Below are 19,682 nucleotides of genomic sequence, written 5' to 3'. Positions count from 1 at the left end.
CATACCGAAATCCACCGACTTTCCAAACCCAGCCGATGAGCACCGCCCGCCGTTATCTTGCTTCCGAAATCTACCGTTCCAGCGCCGTCGTGCTGATCGCCCTGGTCGGGCTGTTCACCTTCTTCGCGCTCATCGAAGAACTGGACAACATCGGCTCGAACTTCACACTGCTCAATCTATTCTATCTGCAGGCCCTGCAACTGCCCACCCGGCTGTATGATCTTCTGCCCATCGGGCTGCTCATCGGCGCCATCCTGGCGCTGGCCAGCCTGGCCCAGCGCAACGAACTGGTCATCCTGCGGGTCTCGGGCGTCAGCGGCATGAAGCTGCTTGCCATGCTGTGGGCCGTTACCATACCCTGGGTGCTGGGCGCGTTCCTGCTGTCCGAGGTCGTCACCCCCGCGGCGGAAATCAAGTCCAGCGAAGTCAGCCTGAGCCTGCTCGGCCGGGCCGGCGGCGGGCGGCTGAACAGCGGGTATTGGTTCAAGGAAGCCTCGGGCAACCAGGGCACGCGCATCATCAATATCGGCGAGCTGCAGGGCAACGGCGGCGTCGCCAACGTCACGCTCTACGAGTTCAACAAGGACCAGGCGCTGAGCACGCTGTCCCAGGCCAAGACCGGATACTTCGACAACGGCTCTCTGGTGCTGAAGAACGTCACGCAAACCCAGATCGACGACAACGCGGTCACCGCGCTGGCCAACGCCAAGGTACCTCCGACGCCCATTACCCACATCGCCACCCTGCCCACCCTGAGCCTGCCCACGACGCTCACCCCCGAGCGGCTGATCGCGCGCGTCCTCACCCCCGAGCGAATGTCCATCTCGGTGCTGCTGGACTACATCAAATACCTCAAGAACAATCAGCTCCAGACCGAAAGGCAGGTCGTGGCCCTGTGGCGCAAGATCGCCTATCCGTTCACGCTGCTGGTCATGATGACCATCGCCGCACCCATCGGCTTCATGCAGACCCGCCGGGGAGGCGTCGGCGGCAAGGTCTTCATAGGCATCCTGCTGGGGGTGGGCTTCTTCATGATCAACCAGCTATCGCTCAATGTGGGCATGCTCAGCAAATGGGCGCCCTGGGTCACGGCGCTGGTGCCCAATCTCGGCGCGCTGGCCCTGGCGCTGGCGGCCCTGCTCATCATGGAAAACCAGCATAATGTGCGCGCCTTCACGCAGGCGCGCTGGCCCTGGAGCAAATCGGCGGCATGAACGGGCAATCGAACGTCTGGATAGTCGGCGATGTCCAGGGATGCTGCGGATCGCTGCGGGAATTGCTGGCGCAACCCGATATCGCCCAGGACAGCGACGCCAGGTTCTGGTTCGCAGGCGATCTCGTCAACCGGGGCCCGCAATCGCTTGAAACCCTCAATCTCATCCATGGCATGGGCGGCCGCGCCGTCGCCGTCCTGGGAAACCACGACCTGCATCTGCTGGCCGTGGCCGCCGGCATCAAGAAGCCCGGCAAGTCCGACACTATCGCCGAAGTGCTGGACGCGCCCAACGCAGACGAGCTCGTCGACTGGCTGAGGCACCGGCCTCTGGCCCATTACGAGCATGGCCACCTCATGGTTCATGCCGGAATCCCGGCCGCCTGGAATCTTGACAAGACACTGGCGCTGGCCGCCGAAGTCGAAGCCGTGCTGCGCTCTCCCGACTGGAAGAGCGGCCTGCAGAAAATGTACGGCAACGAACCCGCCGGATGGAACGACGAACTGAGCGGGGACGATCGCCTCCGCGTCATCATCAATGCGCTGACACGCATGCGCATGTGCACCAGCCAGGGCCGGATGGACTTCGGCTACAAACACGCACCGATGCAGGACAACCAGCTCGTGCCCTGGTTCGACGCGCCGGGCCGGGCCATTTTGCGGGACAGCGTCACCGTCGTCTTCGGCCACTGGTCGACGCTTGGCCTGCTGGTACGGCCCGATGTCGTCTGCCTGGACACCGGCTGCATCTGGGGCGGAAAACTGACCGCCCTGCGCCTGCGCGATCATAAGCTGCTGCAAATCGACTGCGAACAGCACCAGAAGCCCGGCGACGCCTAAGCGCCAGCCAGCCCCAAGCGACTCCTTAATATTGTGGCTTGCAGGCCCTAGTCGCTGTGCGAGCGCACGGCCTTGCCGATCAGATCGTGCGCATGCTCCGCCAGCTTGACGCGGCCCAATTCACGGCAATAGTCGGCCGGCAGCACGGGCAGGAACTCCACCTCGACCATGACCTGGGTGGCGCTGATCAGGATGCACAGGTTCTGCACGAGAGTCTGTTCACCCACAAAGGACAGACGGCCGCTGCGCACTCCCCGGTGATAGAACCGCAGCGCCACCGGCTGAACGTCGACCGAGGCATGGATGGCGGGGTCGAACAAGCTGGAGCGGAACGGCAGGATGTCGAAGCCGGTCGAGGTCGTGCCTTCGGCGAACAAGCCCAGCACCTCGCCCCGCGCAAAGCGGTGCTCCATCTGGTTGCTGACCTCTTTGATGGCCTGGCGCTGGCGCCGGTTGAGAAACACCGTGCCCGCCTTGGCCACCAGCCAGCCGATGACAGGCCACTGCCGTATCTCGCTTTTGGCGACAAAGGCCACGCAACGCACGCTGCTCAATATGAAGATGTCGATCCACGATACATGATTGGCCACCCAAAGCGAAGCGCCGCTCATCATGGGCTGGCCATGCACGCGCACGCGCACGCCGCAGATCTTCATCAACGCGCGCGACCAGGCCTGGTTCATGGCATTGCGCCCCGCCAGGGGCAGGATGGGGTAGACGACGGCAACGGAAAGCAGGCTGGAGGCTATCCAGATAATCACCAAAGGCGCTCGGAATACGAAAAGCAGCAAACCCAAATCAATTTCTCCCACAATGTTCCAGCTTGCGCGCAACCCGGCCGGTTTGCGCATGCGCATCGGCCGAACCGCCTGCCCGAAGCCTGGGCGTAATATTACCCGCTCGTGCGCGGTTTGGTCAGGAACTGCCGGCCGGCCCAGGCTCTTGCATTGAAATCCGGATGCCCGGATCCGCCGGCAAGGCGGGCCAGGCCTTGGCGTCAGGCCGGCAGGGAATCGAAATAGCGCTGCAGGATGACCGCCGCCGCCATGGCGTCGTCGGCCTCGTTGGTTCCCAGAAGCTCTTGCGCCTCGAGGCTGGAGCCGCGTTCGTCGACCAGCTCGACGACAGCGCCGAAGCGCCCCCTGAGTTGATTGGCGAAGCGCCGGCAGCGCATCGAGGTGTACTGTTCGCTGCCATCCAGGGCCAAAGGCAGGCCGACGACGATGCGGTCCGGCCGCCACTGGTCGAACAGCCTGGCCAAAGACGCAAAACGCTGGTCGCGCGTGGAGGAAACCAAGACCTCCAGGGGCCTGGCCTGGCGGGTCAGGGTGTTGCCGATGGCCACCCCGATTTTTTTTGTACCGTAGTCCAGCGCCAGCAGGGTTTCTTCAGGCATGGCCCGCGTCGCCCGTCAGCATGGACGAGTTGATGCCAAGCTGCGCCAGGGAGGCTTCGTAGCGCATTTCCGGGGGAACGCTGAACAGGATCTCGTTGGACGCCCCCATGTTGAGCCAGGCATTTTGCGCCATCTCGCTTTCCAGCTGGCCCGCCCCCCAGCCCGCATAGCCCAGGGTGATGAGGATTTGCGACGGGCCGTGGCCCTGGGCCACTTCCTGCAGGATGTCGCGCGAAGTGGTCAGCGCCAGCTCGCCAAGACGAATGCTGGAGCTGTATTCACCGACGGGGGCGTGCAGCACAAAACCCCGGTCGGTTTGAACGGGGCCGCCGAAAAACACCGGCGCCTCCTGGATGGGCCCGATCTCGAGCGACAGATCGAGGTCGATGCGCTGCAGCAAATTGCCCACTGTGAGATCGGTGGGACGATTGATGACCAGGCCAAGCGCGCCATGCTCGGTGTGTTCGCAAAGGTAGATGACGGTATTGGCCAGATTGCCCGAGACCATGCCGGGCATGGCCAGCAACAACTGTTGCGACAAATCGGCGCTAGATGCGGCATGTGGCTTATTGTAGTGTTCCATGGCTTGCCTCCTTGACCGAAACCGCTGCGCTTTTATTGTATCCGAGACGTTACCGAACGTCCGCACGAATTTGCAGTCGGCGTCTGGAAAGGCTTAGACCTCGACCAATTCGAAATCTTCCTTGCGGGCGCCGCACTCAGGGCAGACCCAGTTTGGGGGTACGTCTTCCCAGCGCGTCCCGGGAGCGATTCCCTCTTCGGGAACACCCGCTTCTTCATCATAGATCCAACCGCAGATCAGGCACATCCAGGTACGCATGTTTGTTACTCTCTGAAAATATCAAGCGCGAAATCCAGCCAACTGTGGGCGCTTCAATTAGAATGGGGGCATTATCGCCAAACTCAACGCCTACATCTTTGATATTAACCAAAGATGTTGAAAAAACATTCAAATAGCCCTTTTTCCGTATCAATGTCCAACCCCACCCTAGTTCTCGTCGTCGGCGCTTTCGATCCAAGCGGCTCGGGCAGCCTGCCTGCCGACGCGGTAACCTGTGCCAGACTGGGCGGGCACGCCCTAAGCGCCATTACGGCCGTACACGTTCAGGACACCGTCTCCACCGAAGACATCCAAATCCTGTCCCCAGAGCTCATCGACGACCAAATACGCTGCGTGCTCGAAGACATGAACATACAGGCCATCAAGGTCGGGGGCCTTTATAACATTGAATCCGTCAGGGTGCTGGCCCAGATCGCCGCCGACTACTCGCACATGCCTCTCATGCTGCACCTGGAGGCCCTGCCCGACAACTCCCTGCTGGAAGACGACGACCCCGAGGAAGTCCTTTCGGCGCTGTTCGAACTACTGCTGCCGCAAACCAATCTCGTGCTTGCCGAGCACAACCTGCTCGCGCACTGGAAAACCGACGGCCTGCTGGCAGGCTCCGACACCGATCCGCCTGTCCGGGTATTGCAGGAATACGGCGCCCGGTGGGTGCTGAGCACGGGCTTTCCCATACGGCCGGGCCACAAGGCCTGTCTGCTGCACGGTCCCGAACAGGCCACCTTCAACTGGGAGTGGCAAGCGCCCCCGCCCCGCCTGGCCAATCCGAACGGCCCGCTCAGCTGCGCGCTGGCCATCGAGCTTGGCAAGGGCTCGGCCATGCCCCAGGCCGTCGAAACCGCCCTGGCCCTGGCCGAACCGCTGGCCGCTTCCACTTTCCAGCCCGGCATGGGCAGCCGGCTGATCAACCGATCCATACCATGAGCCTTCCTCCACGATTTCCAAAAGGCCTGTACGGCATTACCCCAGAATGGCCCGACACCGAACGACTGATCCTCGCGGTCGCCGAAGCGGCGCGCGGCGGCATGACCGCCCTGCAATGGCGCCGTAAATCGGGCTCGCACCAAGAGCATCTGGCGCAGGCGCTGGCCCTGGCCGAATGCTGCAGGCAGCACGGCATCCTGTTCATCGTCAACGACAACCTGCAGCTTGCCCTGGCCGCCGAAGCCGACGGCGTCCACCTGGGCCGAGGCGACGGCAGCCTGTCCGAAGCGCGCCAGGCGCTGGGGCCCGGCAAGATCGTCGGCTGTTCCTGCTACAACGAACCCGAGCTGGCCCGCAAGGCCCTGGAACTGGACGTCGACTACATCGCCTTCGGAGCCATCTACCCCTCCACCGTCAAGCCCGACACGGTGCGCGCCTCGCTGGACGACGTGCGCGAAGGCCTGCGGCTGGCCCTGGCTCAGGAAAAAACACCGCGCGCCGCAGTGGTCGCCATCGGCGGCATCACCCCCGAAAACGCCGCGCCGGTCATCCAGGCGGGCGCCGACAGCATCGCCTTGATCAGCGGGCTTTTCGAAACACCCGACATCCAGGCGACGGCAGCGCGCTGCAGCGCCCTGTTCAAAGGCTGACGCCGGCCGGGCCCCGCCCGGCGCTTTTTTTGCTTACCCGTTATAGAGTCCACACCATGTCCCGCAACACCGCTTTATTCGAACGCGCCTGCCAAACCATTCCCGGCGGGGTCAATTCCCCCGTCCGCGCCTTTCGCTCGGTGGGCGGCGCTCCACGCTTCATAAAGCGCGCCCAGGGCCCGTACTTGTGGGATGCCGACGACACCCGGTACATCGACTACGTCGGCTCGTGGGGCCCCGCCATCCTGGGCCACGCCCATCCCGAAATCATCCGCGCCGTTCAGGAGGCCGCAGTCGACGGACTTTCCTTCGGGGCTCCCACCGAAGGCGAGATCGAAATCGCCGAGGCCATCGCAAAACGCATACCCTCCATCGAGAAAGTCCGCCTGGTCAGCTCGGGCACCGAAGCCACCATGAGCGCCATCCGCCTGGCGCGCGGCTATACCAATCGCCCCAAGATCATCAAGTTCGAAGGCTGCTACCACGGCCATGCCGACAGCCTGCTGGTCAAGGCCGGCTCGGGCATGCTGACCTTCGGCAACCCCACCTCGGCCGGGGTGCCGCCCGAATTCATCCAGCACACGCTGGTCCTGGACTACAACGACCTCGACGCCGTCCGCAAGGCATTCGAACAATACAGCAAGGAAATCGCCTGCATCATCGTCGAACCCATCGCCGGCAACATGAACCTCATCAGGCCGGCGGCCGGCTTTCTGCAGGGCCTGCGCGAACTCTGCACCCAGCACGGCGCGCTGCTGATCTTCGACGAGGTCATGACGGGCTTTCGCGCCGGGCCGCAAGGCGTGCAGGGCCTTACCGGCATCACGCCCGACATCACCACCCTGGCCAAAGTCATCGGCGGCGGAATGCCGGTGGGCGCCTTCGGCGGGCGCGCCGACATCATGGAATACATTGCGCCCGTGGGGCCGGTGTACCAGGCCGGCACGCTGTCGGGCAACCCGGTCGCCGTGGCGGCGGGCCTGGCCACGCTGCGGCTATTGTCCGAACCGGGCTTCTATGAAAAACTCGCTGCGCAAACCCGGAAGCTGGCCGCAGGCCTGACCGAACGCGCCGCCGCGGCGGGCATTCCGTTTTGCGCCGACTCGGTCGGCGGGATGTTCGGCATGTACTTCACCGGCCAGGTGCCGTCCACCTACGCCGAAGTCGCAGCCTGCGACGCCGAGCGCTTCAAGAAGTTCTTTCACGCCATGCTGATCAAGGGCGTGTATTTCGCGCCGTCGGCGTTCGAGGCGGGCTTTGTTTCCGCCACCCACGACGACCAGATCATCCAGGCAACGCTGGACGCCGCCGAACAGGTCTTCGCCAAGCTGTAACGCCGCCCGCCGGGCCAAAAAAGCCCCCCACGCTTCGCCACTACGTGGCTTGCTGCCCCCCCCCCAGGGGGGGGGGGCTTTTTGCCTTGGGACGGCCCGGCGGCAAAAAAAAGGGCCGCCGCTGCACGATTGAATCGCAGCGGCGGCCCTTTTTAGATGCCGGCCAAAACGACCACGGCGGTCGTTATACAGCGGCCGTATCAGACGGCAGGCGGCACGACGGCCGTGACTTCGATTTCCACCCTGGCCCGGTCTTCGACCAGATCGGCCACCTCGACAGCCGTCATGGCGGGGAAATTCTTGCCCAGGACTTCACGGTACTGCTTGCCGATGGCGCTCAGCGAGGCAACGTATTCCTTCTTGTCGCGCAAATACCAGGTCATGCGCGTCATGTGTTCGGGCCCCGCCCCGCCCTCTTTCAGGACGGCCACGATATTGCGCAGGGTCTGGCCGACCTGCTCGGCCAGATCGTCGCTTTCAAATTGCTGCTGCGCATTCCAGCCGATCTGGCCGCCGATGAAAAGAATACGGCTGCCGGCAGTCATTTCCGCCATGGTGCCGTTGGCGTAACCGCGCGGTGCTGTCCAATTAGGTGGCTGTAGAGTTTTCATGTGTTCCTCATGCAAATCAATAGCGATGCTCGCCCGTAGGGCGCCTGCCGCATTCATCAAATCCGGAAAAGCGGTTTTCCCGGAGCTCTTCAATAGTGACTCTGCGCATGGAAGACTTCGGCGTATCCTTTGGCGGGAATGCCGGCCTTCCACACACCTTATTGCTTCTTGCGCAGCACGAAGCGCTGCAGCTTGCCGGTTTCCGTGCGGGGCAGGGTTTCCACGAACTCGATGGCGCGCGGATACTTGTACGGAGCAATTGCGGATTTCACGTGCTCCTGCAGCGTCTTGACCAGGGCATCGCTGCCTTCGAAACCGGGCTTGAGCACGATATAGGCCTTGACGATATTGCCCCGGCTTTCGTCGGGCACGCCCACCACGCCGCACTCGGCCACCGCTTCGTGCAGCAGCAGGGCGTCTTCGACCTCGGGGCCGGCGATGTTGTAGCCGGCCGAGATGATCATGTCGTCGTTGCGCGCCTGGTAGTACAGATAGCCGTCTTCATCCATGGCGAAAGTATCGCCCGGAAAGTTCCAGCCCTCCTGGACGAAAACGCGCTGGCGCTCGTCGTCCAGGTAGCGGCAGCCCGTAGGGCCCTTGACGGCCAGCCGGCCGACCGTGCCAAAGGGAACCGGCTTCAGGTTTTCGTCCACCACCTGCGCAATATAGCCCGGCACGACAGTGCCGATAGCGCCGCGGCGCACGTTTTCGGGCGCGCTCGACACATACACGTGGATCATCTCGGTGCCGCCGATGCCGTCCGTCATTTCGATTCCGGTGGCCTGCTTCCACAACTGGCGGGTCGCATCGGGCAAGGCCTCGCCAGCCGAAACGGTGGTCTTCAGGCTGGACAGGTCGTAATTGCCGACCAGGGCCGCCATCTGCCGGTAAAAGGTGGGCGCCGTGAAAACCATGGTGGCACGGAAATCCTGAATGGTTTGCAGCAGCTCGGCAGGCGTGACTTTTTCGGTGAGCACCGTGGCGCCGCCCGCCCGCAAGGGAAAGCACAGCAGGCCTCCCAGGCCGAAGGTAAAGGCCAGGGGCGGCGTGCCGCATACGATGTCGTTCGCATTGGTGCGCAGAATATGCTTGGAGAACGTATCGCACATGGCCAGCACATCGCGATGGAAATTCATGCAGCCCTTGGGACGGCCAGTGGTGCCGCTGGTAAAGGCGATAAGGCAGACATCGTCGACGGCGGTGTCGCAGGCGCGATACTCGGCGGGCTTGGAGCGGGCCAGCGTGTCCAGCGAATCGGGGCCGTCGTCGTGAAAGTAGCGCGCCTGCTTCAAGGTGGGGCAATACGCGGCGTGGCTGGAGTCCATGCAGGCCTCGACGTCGTCGGCCAGCCGCTTGTCGCTCAGCACGGCGCAAACCTGGCCCTTGTCGATAATGGCCTTGAGTTCGATCGCTCGCAGCAAGGGCATGGTGGGCACGGTTACCAGGCCGGCCTTGACGGCGGCCAGCCAGGACGCCGCCATCATGGGGTTGTTGGGCCCGCGCAGCAGCACGCGGTTGCCCGGCTGCAGCTGCATGTCTTCGGTCAGCACGTGCGCGATGCGGTTGGTCAGCTCCATGAGCTGCCGGTACGTCATGCTTTTCTTTTCAGCGCCATCGCGCCAAAACAAGGCCACGCGATCCCCGTTTCCCCGGGCGACATGGGCGTCCACCAGTTCGACGGCGCAGTTCAGGCGCGCCGGATAGTCGACGTCGGGGTTGCCGTCGAGCAGCAGCTCGGGCCACTCGGCAAGCGGCGGCAAGTGATCGCGCGCAAAGGTGTCGGTATGTCCTGATTTTTCCATTTCCTATCTCCTGTATTTTCAAGATCGGCGCATCGTCTTCGCGGCCCCGCATCCGCTGCGGGGCTTGCCGCATTGCATGGCGCAATGCCCGCGCGCTTGCCTGATTATTCTTTCATGAGCTCTCGCGCGATGATCAGCTTTTGCACTTCGGTCGCGCCTTCGTAGATGCGCAGGGCGCGGATTTCGCGATACAGCTTTTCAACCGGCCGGCCCGATACGACACCTTCGCCGCCGAACATCTGCAGCGCGCGATCGATGACGCGCTGCGCGGATTCGGTGGCCGCCATCTTGGCCATGGCGGCTTCGCGCGTAGTGCGCACACCCTTGACGTCGCGCATCCAGGCGGCACGGTAGGTCAGCAAGGCGGCGGCGTCGATTTCGGTCGCCATGTCGCCCAGCGCGGCCTGGGTCAGCTGCAGGTCGCCCAGAGTCTGGCCGAACATCTTGCGGGACTTGGCGCGCGCCAGCCCCTCGCTGAGGGCGCGGCGCGCAAAACCCAGCGCGGCGCCCGCCACCGAAGCGCGGAAAATGTCCAGCGTCATCATGGCGATTTTGAAACCCTGGCCGGCATCGCCCAGGCGCTGCGAAACGGGGATGCGGCAATTATCGAAGCGCAGCCTGGCCAAGGGGTGAGGCGCAATGACGTCGATGCGCTCGGCGATGGAAAAGCCCGGCGTGCCGGCATCGACCACAAAGGCCGAGATGCCGCGCGCGCCCGGCGCTTCGCCCGTGCGCACGAACACGCAGTAGAAATCGGCAATGCCGCCATTGGATATCCAGGTCTTCTCGCCGTTGAGCACGTACGAGTCGCCGTCGAGCCTGGCCTCGCACGACATGGCCGCCACGTCGGAGCCCGCATCGGGTTCGGACAAGGCGAAAGCCGCGATGGCCTGGCCGCTGGAGACGCGAGGCAGATAGCGCCGGCGCAGGTCATCGCTGCCGGCAATGGAAATGGCGCCGCTGCCCAGGCCTTGCATGGCGAACGCAAAATCGGCCAGGCCGTCGTAGCGCGCCAGGGTCTCGCGCATGATGCACAGCGAGCGCGAGTCGATTTCGGGCCAACGGCCGCCCCACGCTCCGTCCGGCCCCTGGGGCACGGCAATCTTCAGCCAGCCCGCTTCGCCCAGCGCATGCACCAAGTGCTTGCAGGCGGCGTCGGTGTCGGAATGGTCTATGCCGTGAAGGGTGCTGGAGCACCAGGCATCCAGCTCACGCGCCAGCTGCTGGTGGCGCTCGTCGAAGAAAGGCCAGTCGGTCCAGGTCAGGTCGCTCATTCAATCACCTTCGAATACGGGTTTCTGTTTGGCGACGAACGCTTCGTACGCCCGGCGGAAGTCCTGGGTCTGCATGCAGATGGCCTGGGCCTGGGCTTCGGATTCGATCGCCTCGTCCACTCCCATGCTCCACTCCTGGTGCAGCATTTTCTTGGTCACGCCGTGGGCGAAGGTGGGGCCGGCGGCCAATTGATCCGCCAGCTTGTGGGCGGCATCCAGCAGGGCGTCTGAAGCATGCAGGCTATTGAAGAAGCCCCAGGCCTGGCCTTCTTCGGCGCTCATGGCGCGCCCGGTGTAAAGCAGTTCGGAAGCCCGGCCCTGGCCGATCACGCGCGGCAGGATGGCGCAGGCGCCCATGTCGCAGCCGGCCAGGCCGACGCGAGTGAACAGGAAGGCGGTGCGGGCCTGCGGCGTGCCCAGGCGCATGTCGGACGCCATCGCCACGATGGCGCCGGCGCCGGCGCATACGCCGTCCACGGCGGCAATGATGGGCTGCGGGCAGGCGCGCATGGCCTTGACCAGGTCGCCGGTCATGCGCGTGAACTCCAGCAATTGCGGCATGGTCATCTTGGTGAGCGGCCCGATGATTTCGTGCACATCGCCCCCCGAGCAGAAGTTGCCGCCGGCACCGGTCACGACCACGATCTTGATGTCGCTGGCGTACACCAGGCTGCGGAACAGATCGCGCAGCTCGGCGTACGACTCGAACGTAAGCGGATTCTTGCGCTCGGGGCGATTCAGGGTAATGGTGGCAACCTTGCCGTCGCCGGACACGCTCCAGAGGAAATTGCGCGGCGTGTAGCCGGCCATCGGCTGCCTGTGGTGGGCCATGGTGTGTTCGGTTTGAGTCATCTGTATTTTTCTCCTTGAGTACGATGGCGGCGCCTAGCCAACCATGACTTCTCCCCCGTCGACGGGAATGGACTGGCCGTTTACCGCCGATGCGCCCGGCTGGCAAAGCCACGCCACCGCATCGGCCACTTCGGCGGGTTGTACGAGCTTGCCCTGCGGATTGCCTTCGGCTAGCTTGGCTTTTGCCTGATCGCGGCTCATGCCGGTTTTTTGCATGATGTTGTCCAGGGCCTCTTGAACCAGGTCGGTCTCGGTATAGCCCGGGCATACCGCATTGACCGTCACCCCCTTTTTGGCGGTTTCCAGGGCCAGGGAGCGGGTCAGGCCGATCACCCCGTGCTTGGCGGCGCAGTAGGCGCTGACATAGGCATACCCCGCCAGGCCGGCGGTGCTGGCCACGTTGACGATGCGCCCCCACTGCTGCTCGAGCATGCCTGGCAGGGCCGCCTGGATGCAATGGAAGGTGCCGGTCAGGTTGACGGCGATCATTTTTTCCCAGGCCGCCTCATCGAGCCGGTCGAAGCGTTCGCTGACCGCCTGCCCGGCGTTGTTGACCAGGATGTCGATGACCCCGAAACGCTCGACCGCTTGCGCAAACGCCTTGCGCACGTCGGCCTGCTGGGAAATATTGGCGCTGACGAAGCCCGCCTCGCCATATTCGGCCAGGCTGTCCACCGCCTGCTGCAGCGACTTGACGTCGCGGCCCAGCAAGGTAACGCGGGCGCCCTGCTCCAGCAGCCGCTGCGCTACGGCGTAGCCGATGCCGCGCGAGCCTCCGGTAACCAGCGCGTGGCGCCGCGCCAGCGTGCCTGCGCCGCTCATTTGCCGATCTGCTGCGCGTAGGCGGCAGCCCGTTCGAAGTTGGTTTCAAGCTGGCGCTTGGCCGGGAAGTACTGCTTGGGCCAGCTGATGTCGGTATAGCCGATACGGGCCGACTCGCGCAGCGTCCAGGCGGCGTCCGCCAGATGCGGGCGGGCCAGGGCGCACAGGTCGGCGCGCCCCGAGGCGATGATGCTGTTGACGTGGTCGGCCTCGAAAATGGCGCCCACCGCCATGGTGGAGATTCCCGATTCGTTGCGTACGCGGTCGGCGAACGGCGTCTGGAACATACGGCCGTAAACGGGCTGCTCGGCCTTGCTGACCTGGCCGGAAGAGCAGTCCACCAGATCGACACCCGCGGCCTTGAAGCGGCGCGCGATCTCGACGGCGTCGTCGGGCGTGATGCCGCCCTCGACCCAGTCGTGCGCGGAAATACGCACCGACATGGGCAGTTGCGCCGGCCAGACCTGGCGTATGGCCTCGAAGACCTCGAGCGGATAGCGCAGGCGGTTGTCGAGCGAGCCGCCGTATTCGTCGGTGCGCAGATTGGTAAGCGGCGAAATGAACGACGACAGCAGGTAGCCGTGCGCGCAATGCAGCTCGAGCAGGTCGAAGCCGGCAGCCATGGCGCGGCGTGTGGCGGCCACGAACTCGTCGCGGACTTCGTCCATTTGCTGGCGCGTCATGGCCTGGGGCACTTGCGACACGCCTTCTATGTAAGGCAGGGCCGAAGCCGAGATAATGGGCCAGTTGCCTTCGAGCAGCGGCAGATCGGTGCCTTCCCAGCTTACGCGAGTGGAAGCCTTGCGGCCCGCATGGCCGAGCTGGATGCCGATTTTGGCGTCGGAATTGCCGTGTATGAAATCAACGATGCGCTTGAAAGCGACCGCCTGCTCGTCGGTCCACAGCCCCGGGCATCCCGGGGTGATGCGGCCTTCCGGCGAGACGCAGGTCATTTCGACCATGACCAGGCCGGCGCCGCCCATGGCGCGCGAACCCAGGTGCACAAGGTGGAAATCGCCCGGAACGCCGTCGACGCAGGAATACATGGCCATGGGCGAGACCACGATGCGGTTCTTGAGCGTGACGGTGCGCAGCTTGAAGGGAATGTGCATGGGCGGCACGGGACGCTCGCCCGCCTGGGCCTCGTGCTTGCCCGACAGCCAGCGTTCGTAGCCTTCCAGCCACTTGGGGTCGCGCAGGCGCAGGTTTTCGTGCGAAATCCGCTGCGAGCGGGTCAGCAGCGAATAGGCGAACTGCTCGGGCTCGAGCGCGGCATAGCGCTCGACGTTTTCGAACCACTCGGTGGAGTTGCGCGCGGCGTTCTGGATTTTCAGGACTTCGACGCTGCGCACTTCTTCGTAATGATGCAGGCCGGCGGCCAGGTTGTTGTCGTTGGCCAGGATGGAGCGCCGCAGCTCGATGGCGTCTTCCAGCGCAAGCTTGGTGCCCGAGCCAATGGAGAAATGCGCGGTGTGCGCGGCATCGCCCATGAGCACGACGGGCACGGTGCGCCCGCTGGGCAGCTTTTGCTCGTGCACCCAGGTGTCGCAGATGACGCGGGGGAAGCGGATCCAGATGGCCGAGCCGCGCAGGTGGGTTGCGTTGCTGATCAGCGCATTGCCGCCCAGCCACGGGGCGAACAGTTTTTCGCAATAGGCGATGCCGTCTTCCTGGCTCATGGTGTCCAGGCCGGCGGCCTTCCAGGTGCTGTCCAGGGTTTCGACGATGAAGGTCGACATGCCATCTTCGAACTGGTAGGCGTGCGCCTGGAACCAGCCGTGCTCGGTCTGTACGAAAGCAAAGGTGAAGGCGTCGAAGGTCTGCTTGGTGCCCAGCCACACGAAACGGCATTCGCGCGTGTCGATGTCGGGCTTGTAGGTGTCTTGGTAGCGCGTGCGGATGCGGCTGTTCAAGCCGTCGGAGGCGATGACGATATCGGCCTTGTACTGTTCGGCGATGGCCTGGTCGTCGGAGACCTCGGTTTCGAACACCAGCTTGACGTCCAGCTCTTCGCAGCGGGCCTGCAGGATATTCAGCAGTTTCTTGCGGCCGATGCCGATGAAGCCGTGGCCGCCGCTGCGGATGCTGCGGCCCTTGTAATGAATGGCGATGTCGTCCCAGTGGTTGAAGGCCTGGCTGATCTGCTCGGCCGACACCGGATCGGCTTCCTTCAGGTTTTCGAGGGTGGCATCGGAAAAAACCACGCCCCAGCCAAAGGTGTCGTAAGGACGATTCCGCTCGATGACGGTGACTTCGTGCGTGGGGTCGCTAAGTTTCATCAGCAAACCGAAATACAGGCCAGCGGGGCCACCGCCAATACAAACTATGTTCATGCGTCTCTCCGGGTACGTTCCAACAACAGGCGTCCGCCTGGGCTGTTCCTGTTACCGGCTGGCACAATGCACAAGCGGCATGATCAGGCAGGGGCGGGCAAATCCATATACTTTAAGCTTAAACTATATAGTCAAAGAACAGGCGTGGCAAGAGATTTTTCGCAGCTACCCTGTTTTTTTATATGTTGAAGGTTAAACCTTCTTGACAGTAATAGTTTAGGCTGTTTAGATTTAGGGAAAATACGGAAACACCCGCACAGGAGACGGCCCCGCCCCGCTGCCGCCCATAAAGACAAATCGCCCCGGCGAACCTCCACGAAAGCAAAGCCATGACCGATTCCTACCTCAATGCAACCACCCCGGATCTGGAATCCAGGGCCCGGCCCGAAGACCACGGCGATCTTCGGCTATGGCTGCGCCTGCTGACCTGTTGCAACTTGCTGGAAAGCGACATCCGCAGCCGCCTGCGCACCGAATACGAAACCACCCTGCCGCGCTTCGACCTCATGGCCCAACTGCTGCGCGCGCCCGAAGGCATGAAAATGAGCGAGCTTTCCAGGCACATGATGGTTACCAACGGCAATATCACCGGCATCACCGACCAGCTCGAGAAAGAAGGCATGGTCGAGCGCAACAAGGTCGCCACCGACCGCCGCAGCTCCATCATCAAGCTCACCGCCAAGGGCAAGCGCACCTTCCGCAAAATGGCCGAGTCCCACGAGCAATGGATACAAGGCGTCATGGCCGGCATGTCGGAAAAAAGCAAGAAAAACCTGTTCGAGGCGCTGGGCGAGCTCAAGCTCATCGTCCAGACCCAGCTTACCTTGCGCTCCTGAACGGCCGCAAGGCGCCGCCTGCGGGCGCAGGGCCGCGCTTCGAGTAAAATGGCGGCTTCCTTTTTCGCTGGTGTCTTCGCTATGGCCGTCAACCTGTACATCCCCCCAGAATCCGAAATCCACGCCGTTCCCGGCATAGAAATCGGCATCGCCGAAGCGGGCATACGCAAGGCCGACCGCAAGGACCTCACCGTCTTCCAACTGGCCCCCGGAACCTTGGTCGCCGGCGTGTTCACGCAAAACCGTTTCCGCGCCGCACCGGTGCAGGTGTGCGAAAGCCATCTCATGGCCGAACCCGAAATCCGGGCCCTGGTCGTCAACACCGGCAATGCCAACGCCGGCACCGGCGACAGCGGCCTGCAGGCCTCGCAGGACACCTGCAAGGCGCTGGCTTCGCTGCTGGGGCTCAATTCCCAGCAGATCCTGCCGTTTTCCACCGGCGTCATCCTGGAACCCCTGCCCGTCGACCGGCTGATCGCAGCACTACCGCAGGCCATTGCCAGCTCCAAGGCCGACAACTGGTTCGAGGCGGCCCACGCCATCATGACCACCGACACCCTGCCCAAGATCGTGTCGCGCCGCATGGAACTGGGCGGCAAAACCGTCACCATCACCGGCATCAGCAAGGGCGCAGGCATGATACGGCCCAATATGGCCACCATGCTGGGCTACCTGGGCACCGACGCCGGCATCGGCCCGGCCCTGCTCAAGGACATGACGCGGGCCATCGCCAACCGCTCCTTCAACCGCATCACCGTCGACGGCGACACGTCCACCAACGACTCGTTCATCATCATGGCCACGGGCCAGAGCGGGCTGAACATCGACAGCAGCAAAGACCCGCATTTTGCCGCCCTGTTCGACGCCCTGGCCGACGCCGCCGCCGAACTGGCCCGGAAAATCGTGCGCGACGCCGAAGGCGCCACCAAGTTCATGACCATCCAGGTCGAACAGGCCAAGGACACCGACGAAGCCCTCAAGGTCGCCTATGCCGTGGCGCAGTCGCCGCTGGTCAAGACCGCTTTCTACGCATCCGACCCCAACCTGGGCCGCATCCTGGCCGCCATCGGCTATGCCGGCATCGCCGACCTGGAAGTCTCCTCGGTCAATCTGTGGCTGGGAGACGTGCTGGTGGCCAGCAACGGCCAGCGCCATCCGCAATACCAGGAAGAAGACGGCCAGCGCGTCATGAAGGAAGCCGAAATAACCGTCCGCATCGCCCTGGGACGCGGCGACGTGGCCGAAACCGTCTACACCTGCGATTTCTCGCACGAATACGTCAGCATCAACGCCGACTACCGCTCCTGAGCGGCCCGCCGGGCACAAGGGCCGCGTCGGCACTGTGCAGCGCCTGCGCAAGCCCTTGACTTACCACGTAAAAAAGCGTTATCATGCTTAGCTTGGCATTTTGCCAAGTTAAAAATCTAGAGGTTACCCACATGTACGCGGTCATAAAAACCGGCGGCAAACAGTATCGTGTTGCCGCAGGACAAAAACTCAAGGTAGAACAGATACCGGCAGACATTGGGCAAGAAATCACGCTGGACCAGGTTTTGTCGGTTGGCGAAGGTGACCAATTAAAGATTGGCACGCCTTTGGTTGCTGGCGCCGTGGTCAAGGCAACAGTTCTTGCGCAAGGTCGTCACGACAAGGTCAAGATCTTCAAGATGCGCCGTCGCAAGCACTATCAAAAGCGTCAAGGCCATCGCCAGAACTACACCGAGCTTCGCATCGAAGCTGTCACGGCTTAATTGTCAATCAACTGTTTGCATAGCAGGAGCTAAACATGGCACACAAAAAGGGCGGCGGCTCTACGCGCAACGGTCGCGACTCGGAATCGAAACGGCTTGGTGTGAAAATCTACGGTGGCCAGGCCATCAACGCAGGTTCCATCATCGTTCGCCAGCGCGGCACGCAATTCCACCCCGGCACGAATGTCGGCATCGGCAAGGACCACACACTGTTCTCGCTGGTCGACGGCACCGTCAAGTTCACGATCAAGGGCGCGCTCAACAAACGCACCGTTTCCGTGATCGCAGCCGAGTAATTCCCGGACTGCTGTCTTGCCAAAGCCCTGCCGTGACGGCGGGGCTTTTTGTCTTACTGGTCAAAAAATCATGAAATTCGTAGATGAAGCCACCATCGAAGTCATCGCCGGCAAGGGGGGCAATGGCGTGTCGAGCTTTCGTCGCGAAAAATTCATCCCCAAGGGCGGCCCCGACGGCGGGGACGGCGGGCGCGGCGGCACCATATTCGCCATCGCCGACCGCAACATCAACACCTTGGTCGATTTCCGCTATGCCCGCCTGCACCGCGCCAAGAACGGCGAAAACGGCCGCGGCTCGGATCAATACGGCGCTGCCGCGCCCGACATCACGCTGCGGGTTCCCGTAGGCACCACCATATTCGACGCCGAGACCGGCGAGCAGTTGTTCGACCTCGACCGTCACCAGGAAAAGGTCGTGCTTGCCGCCGGCGGCGAGGGCGGGCTGGGCAATCTGCACTTCAAGTCCAGCACCAACCGCGCGCCGCGCCAATGGACTCCCGGCAAGGAAGGCGAGCAGCGCAAGCTCAGGCTCGAACTCAAGGTCCTGGCCGATGTCGGCCTGCTGGGCCTGCCCAATGCGGGCAAATCCACGCTGATCAGCAAGATTTCCAACGCGCGGCCCAAGATCGCCGACTACCCTTTCACCACCCTGCATCCCAACCTGGGGGTGGTGCGCACCTCGGAATCGCGCAGCTTCGTCGTGGCCGATATTCCCGGCCTCATCGAAGGAGCCTCGGAAGGCGCCGGGCTGGGCCACCTGTTCCTGCGCCACCTGTCGCGTACCCGCGTCCTGCTGCACCTGGTCGACGTCTCGTCGCCCGACCCCGAAATCGACCCCGTCGAACAGGCCGCGGCCGACGCCCGCGCCATCGTCGAGGAACTGCGCCGCTACGACCCCGCCCTGTACGAAAAGCCGCGCTGGCTGGTGCTCAACAAGCTGGACATGGTGGCCGACCCGGAAGACGTCAAGCAGCGCCTATGCAAGGCCCTGGAATGGAAAGGCCCGGTATTCAGCATCTCGGCCCTGAACGGCGAAGGCACCCAGGAACTGATCTGGCAACTCCAGGACTGGCTCGACGCCGAACGCCAAAAAGCCCAGATCGAACAAGACAAGGCCGACGGCTCCTACATTGCCGAGGACCCGCGTTTCGATACGACCCGCGGCGAAGGCTGAAGCCGCCTGCCGGCGCTCGCACGCAACACGGTTCGCAGCGCTTTACGCCGCCATTGTCGATAGCGCGGCGCATGCGGGTAAAATCACGGCGTTGCGACCTTCCCTACTTCTGACTACATCATGCCCTCCGACACAACCGCCAAATCGGTCATAGCCAAAGCCAAGCGCCTGGTCGCCAAAGTGGGGTCGTCGCTCGTCACCAACGAGGGCCGCGGCATCGACCTGGTGGCGGTGGAGCAATGGGCCGAGCAGATCGCCGTGCTGCATGGCCAGGGCCGGGAAGTCGTTCTGGTGTCCAGCGGCGCCATCGCCGAAGGCATGGCCCGCCTTGGCTGGGCAGTGCGCCCCCACACCATGCACGAACTGCAGGCCGCCGCGGCGGTGGGCCAGATGGGCCTGGCGCAGGCCTACGAAGCGGCTTTCGCGCGCCACGGCATACGCACCGCGCAAATCCTGCTGACCCACGAAGACCTGTCCGACCGCAGGCGCTACCTCAATGCCCGCAGCACGCTGTACACCCTGCTCTCGCTGGGCGTCGTGCCCATCGTCAACGAAAACGACACCGTCGTCACCGACGAAATACGCCTGGGCGACAACGATACGCTCGGCGCCCTGGTCACCAACCTGATCGAAGCCGATGCGCTCATCATCCTGACCGACCAGCGCGGCCTGTACGAAGCCGACCCGCGCCGCGACCCGGCCGCGCGCT

The 19,682-nt window shown here is 63.5% G+C and carries 21 protein-coding genes; 11 read left to right on the top strand and 10 right to left on the bottom strand.

What is annotated here, in order from left to right; translation table 11 throughout:
* Positions 1-35 precede the first annotated feature (35 nt).
* Positions 36-1,214 carry an LPS export ABC transporter permease LptG gene (lptG, locus tag VNT00_RS09720; protein WP_325586901.1) on the top strand — a complete coding sequence of 393 codons (1,179 nt, stop codon included), beginning with the start codon at positions 36-38 and terminating at the stop codon, positions 1,212-1,214.
* Positions 1,211-2,053: a symmetrical bis(5'-nucleosyl)-tetraphosphatase gene (locus VNT00_RS09715; protein WP_325586899.1), complete on the top strand. Its 843-nt coding sequence runs from the start codon at positions 1,211-1,213 to the stop codon at positions 2,051-2,053. Before lptG ends, VNT00_RS09715 begins: the two co-directional genes overlap by 4 nt.
* Before the next feature lie 47 nt (positions 2,054-2,100).
* On the opposite strand, the gene VNT00_RS09710 is transcribed toward VNT00_RS09715, so the two are convergent.
* The 4 genes from VNT00_RS09710 to VNT00_RS09695 form a co-directional block, all read right to left on the bottom strand.
* A complete protein-coding gene (locus VNT00_RS09710; protein ID WP_325586897.1) occupies positions 2,101-2,850 on the bottom strand; it encodes a lysophospholipid acyltransferase family protein in 750 nt (249 codons plus the stop codon).
* 200 nt (positions 2,851-3,050) lie between these two features.
* The gene (gene ruvX, locus VNT00_RS09705; protein ID WP_325586895.1) at positions 3,051-3,449 is read right to left on the bottom strand and encodes a Holliday junction resolvase RuvX; all 399 of its coding nucleotides are present in this window, start codon (positions 3,447-3,449) and stop codon (positions 3,051-3,053) included.
* Positions 3,442-4,032 carry a YqgE/AlgH family protein gene (locus VNT00_RS09700; RefSeq protein WP_325586893.1) on the bottom strand — a complete coding sequence of 197 codons (591 nt, stop codon included), beginning with the start codon at positions 4,030-4,032 and terminating at the stop codon, positions 3,442-3,444. Before VNT00_RS09700 ends, ruvX begins: the two co-directional genes overlap by 8 nt.
* Positions 4,033-4,125: 93 nt before the next feature.
* On the bottom strand, positions 4,126-4,290 hold the full coding sequence (locus VNT00_RS09695; protein ID WP_026068197.1) for a rubredoxin: 165 nt from the start codon (positions 4,288-4,290) through the stop codon (positions 4,126-4,128).
* A gap of 153 nt (positions 4,291-4,443) precedes the next feature.
* On the opposite strand from VNT00_RS09695, the gene thiD reads away from it, so the two are divergent.
* Genes thiD through hemL form a run of 3 tightly spaced genes read left to right on the top strand, consistent with a single transcriptional unit; the run spans position 4,444 to position 7,222 of the window.
* Entirely contained in the window at positions 4,444-5,238 is a 795-nt protein-coding gene (gene thiD / locus VNT00_RS09690; RefSeq protein ID WP_325586888.1) for a bifunctional hydroxymethylpyrimidine kinase/phosphomethylpyrimidine kinase, read from the top strand.
* Positions 5,235-5,888 carry a thiamine phosphate synthase gene (gene thiE, locus VNT00_RS09685; RefSeq protein WP_325586886.1) on the top strand — a complete coding sequence of 218 codons (654 nt, stop codon included), beginning with the start codon at positions 5,235-5,237 and terminating at the stop codon, positions 5,886-5,888. The genes thiD and thiE overlap by 4 nt, the downstream gene beginning before the upstream one ends.
* Positions 5,889-5,944: 56 nt before the next feature.
* Positions 5,945-7,222, top strand: coding sequence for a glutamate-1-semialdehyde 2,1-aminomutase (gene hemL, locus VNT00_RS09680; RefSeq protein WP_325586884.1), 1,278 nt, complete (start codon positions 5,945-5,947; stop codon positions 7,220-7,222).
* 200 nt (positions 7,223-7,422) lie between these two features.
* On the opposite strand, the gene VNT00_RS09675 is transcribed toward hemL, so the two are convergent.
* The 6 genes from VNT00_RS09675 to VNT00_RS09650 all read right to left on the bottom strand — a co-directional run bounded on the left by VNT00_RS09675 (position 7,423) and on the right by VNT00_RS09650 (position 14,916).
* Positions 7,423-7,833 (bottom strand): RidA family protein, encoded by a 411-nt coding sequence (locus VNT00_RS09675; RefSeq protein WP_325586882.1) that lies wholly within the window; start codon positions 7,831-7,833, stop codon positions 7,423-7,425.
* Positions 7,834-7,991: 158 nt separating this feature from the next.
* On the bottom strand, positions 7,992-9,635 hold the full coding sequence (locus tag VNT00_RS09670) for an AMP-binding protein (RefSeq protein WP_325586880.1): 1,644 nt from the start codon (positions 9,633-9,635) through the stop codon (positions 7,992-7,994).
* Positions 9,636-9,739: 104 nt separating this feature from the next.
* Positions 9,740-10,909: an acyl-CoA dehydrogenase family protein gene (locus VNT00_RS09665; protein WP_325586878.1), complete on the bottom strand. Its 1,170-nt coding sequence runs from the start codon at positions 10,907-10,909 to the stop codon at positions 9,740-9,742.
* The gene (locus VNT00_RS09660) at positions 10,910-11,761 is read right to left on the bottom strand and encodes an enoyl-CoA hydratase family protein (protein ID WP_325586876.1); all 852 of its coding nucleotides are present in this window, start codon (positions 11,759-11,761) and stop codon (positions 10,910-10,912) included. It lies immediately after the preceding gene.
* Between the two features lie 33 nt (positions 11,762-11,794).
* On the bottom strand, positions 11,795-12,583 hold the full coding sequence (locus VNT00_RS09655) for an SDR family NAD(P)-dependent oxidoreductase (protein WP_325586874.1): 789 nt from the start codon (positions 12,581-12,583) through the stop codon (positions 11,795-11,797).
* Positions 12,580-14,916 carry a bifunctional salicylyl-CoA 5-hydroxylase/oxidoreductase gene (locus tag VNT00_RS09650; protein WP_325586872.1) on the bottom strand — a complete coding sequence of 779 codons (2,337 nt, stop codon included), beginning with the start codon at positions 14,914-14,916 and terminating at the stop codon, positions 12,580-12,582. Before VNT00_RS09650 ends, VNT00_RS09655 begins: the two co-directional genes overlap by 4 nt.
* 329 nt (positions 14,917-15,245) lie before the next feature.
* On the opposite strand from VNT00_RS09650, the gene VNT00_RS09645 reads away from it, so the two are divergent.
* The 6 genes from VNT00_RS09645 to proB form a co-directional block, all read left to right on the top strand.
* Positions 15,246-15,752 (top strand): MarR family winged helix-turn-helix transcriptional regulator, encoded by a 507-nt coding sequence (locus tag VNT00_RS09645; protein ID WP_325586870.1) that lies wholly within the window; start codon positions 15,246-15,248, stop codon positions 15,750-15,752.
* Between the two features lie 81 nt (positions 15,753-15,833).
* Positions 15,834-17,060, top strand: a complete 1,227-nt coding sequence (gene argJ, locus VNT00_RS09640; RefSeq protein WP_325586868.1) for a bifunctional glutamate N-acetyltransferase/amino-acid acetyltransferase ArgJ — start codon at positions 15,834-15,836, stop codon at positions 17,058-17,060.
* Positions 17,061-17,191: 131 nt separating this feature from the next.
* Positions 17,192-17,503, top strand: coding sequence for a 50S ribosomal protein L21 (gene rplU, locus VNT00_RS09635; RefSeq protein ID WP_113933035.1), 312 nt, complete (start codon positions 17,192-17,194; stop codon positions 17,501-17,503).
* A 35-nt stretch (positions 17,504-17,538) separates the two neighbouring features.
* Entirely contained in the window at positions 17,539-17,799 is a 261-nt protein-coding gene (gene rpmA, locus VNT00_RS09630; RefSeq protein WP_325586865.1) for a 50S ribosomal protein L27, read from the top strand.
* Positions 17,800-17,869: 70 nt separating this feature from the next.
* Positions 17,870-18,973, top strand: a complete 1,104-nt coding sequence (gene obgE / locus VNT00_RS09625; RefSeq protein ID WP_325586863.1) for a GTPase ObgE — start codon at positions 17,870-17,872, stop codon at positions 18,971-18,973.
* Positions 18,974-19,093: 120 nt separating this feature from the next.
* A partial coding sequence (gene proB / locus VNT00_RS09620) for a glutamate 5-kinase (RefSeq protein WP_325586861.1) occupies positions 19,094-19,682 on the top strand: 589 nt, incomplete at its 3' end.

Source organism: Eoetvoesiella sp. (genome assembly GCF_035555955.1).
GTDB lineage: Bacteria > Pseudomonadota > Gammaproteobacteria > Burkholderiales > Burkholderiaceae_B > Eoetvoesia.
The sequence above is the reverse complement of the archived record's forward strand: the minus strand, read 5'-3'. Positions and strand labels throughout refer to the sequence as shown.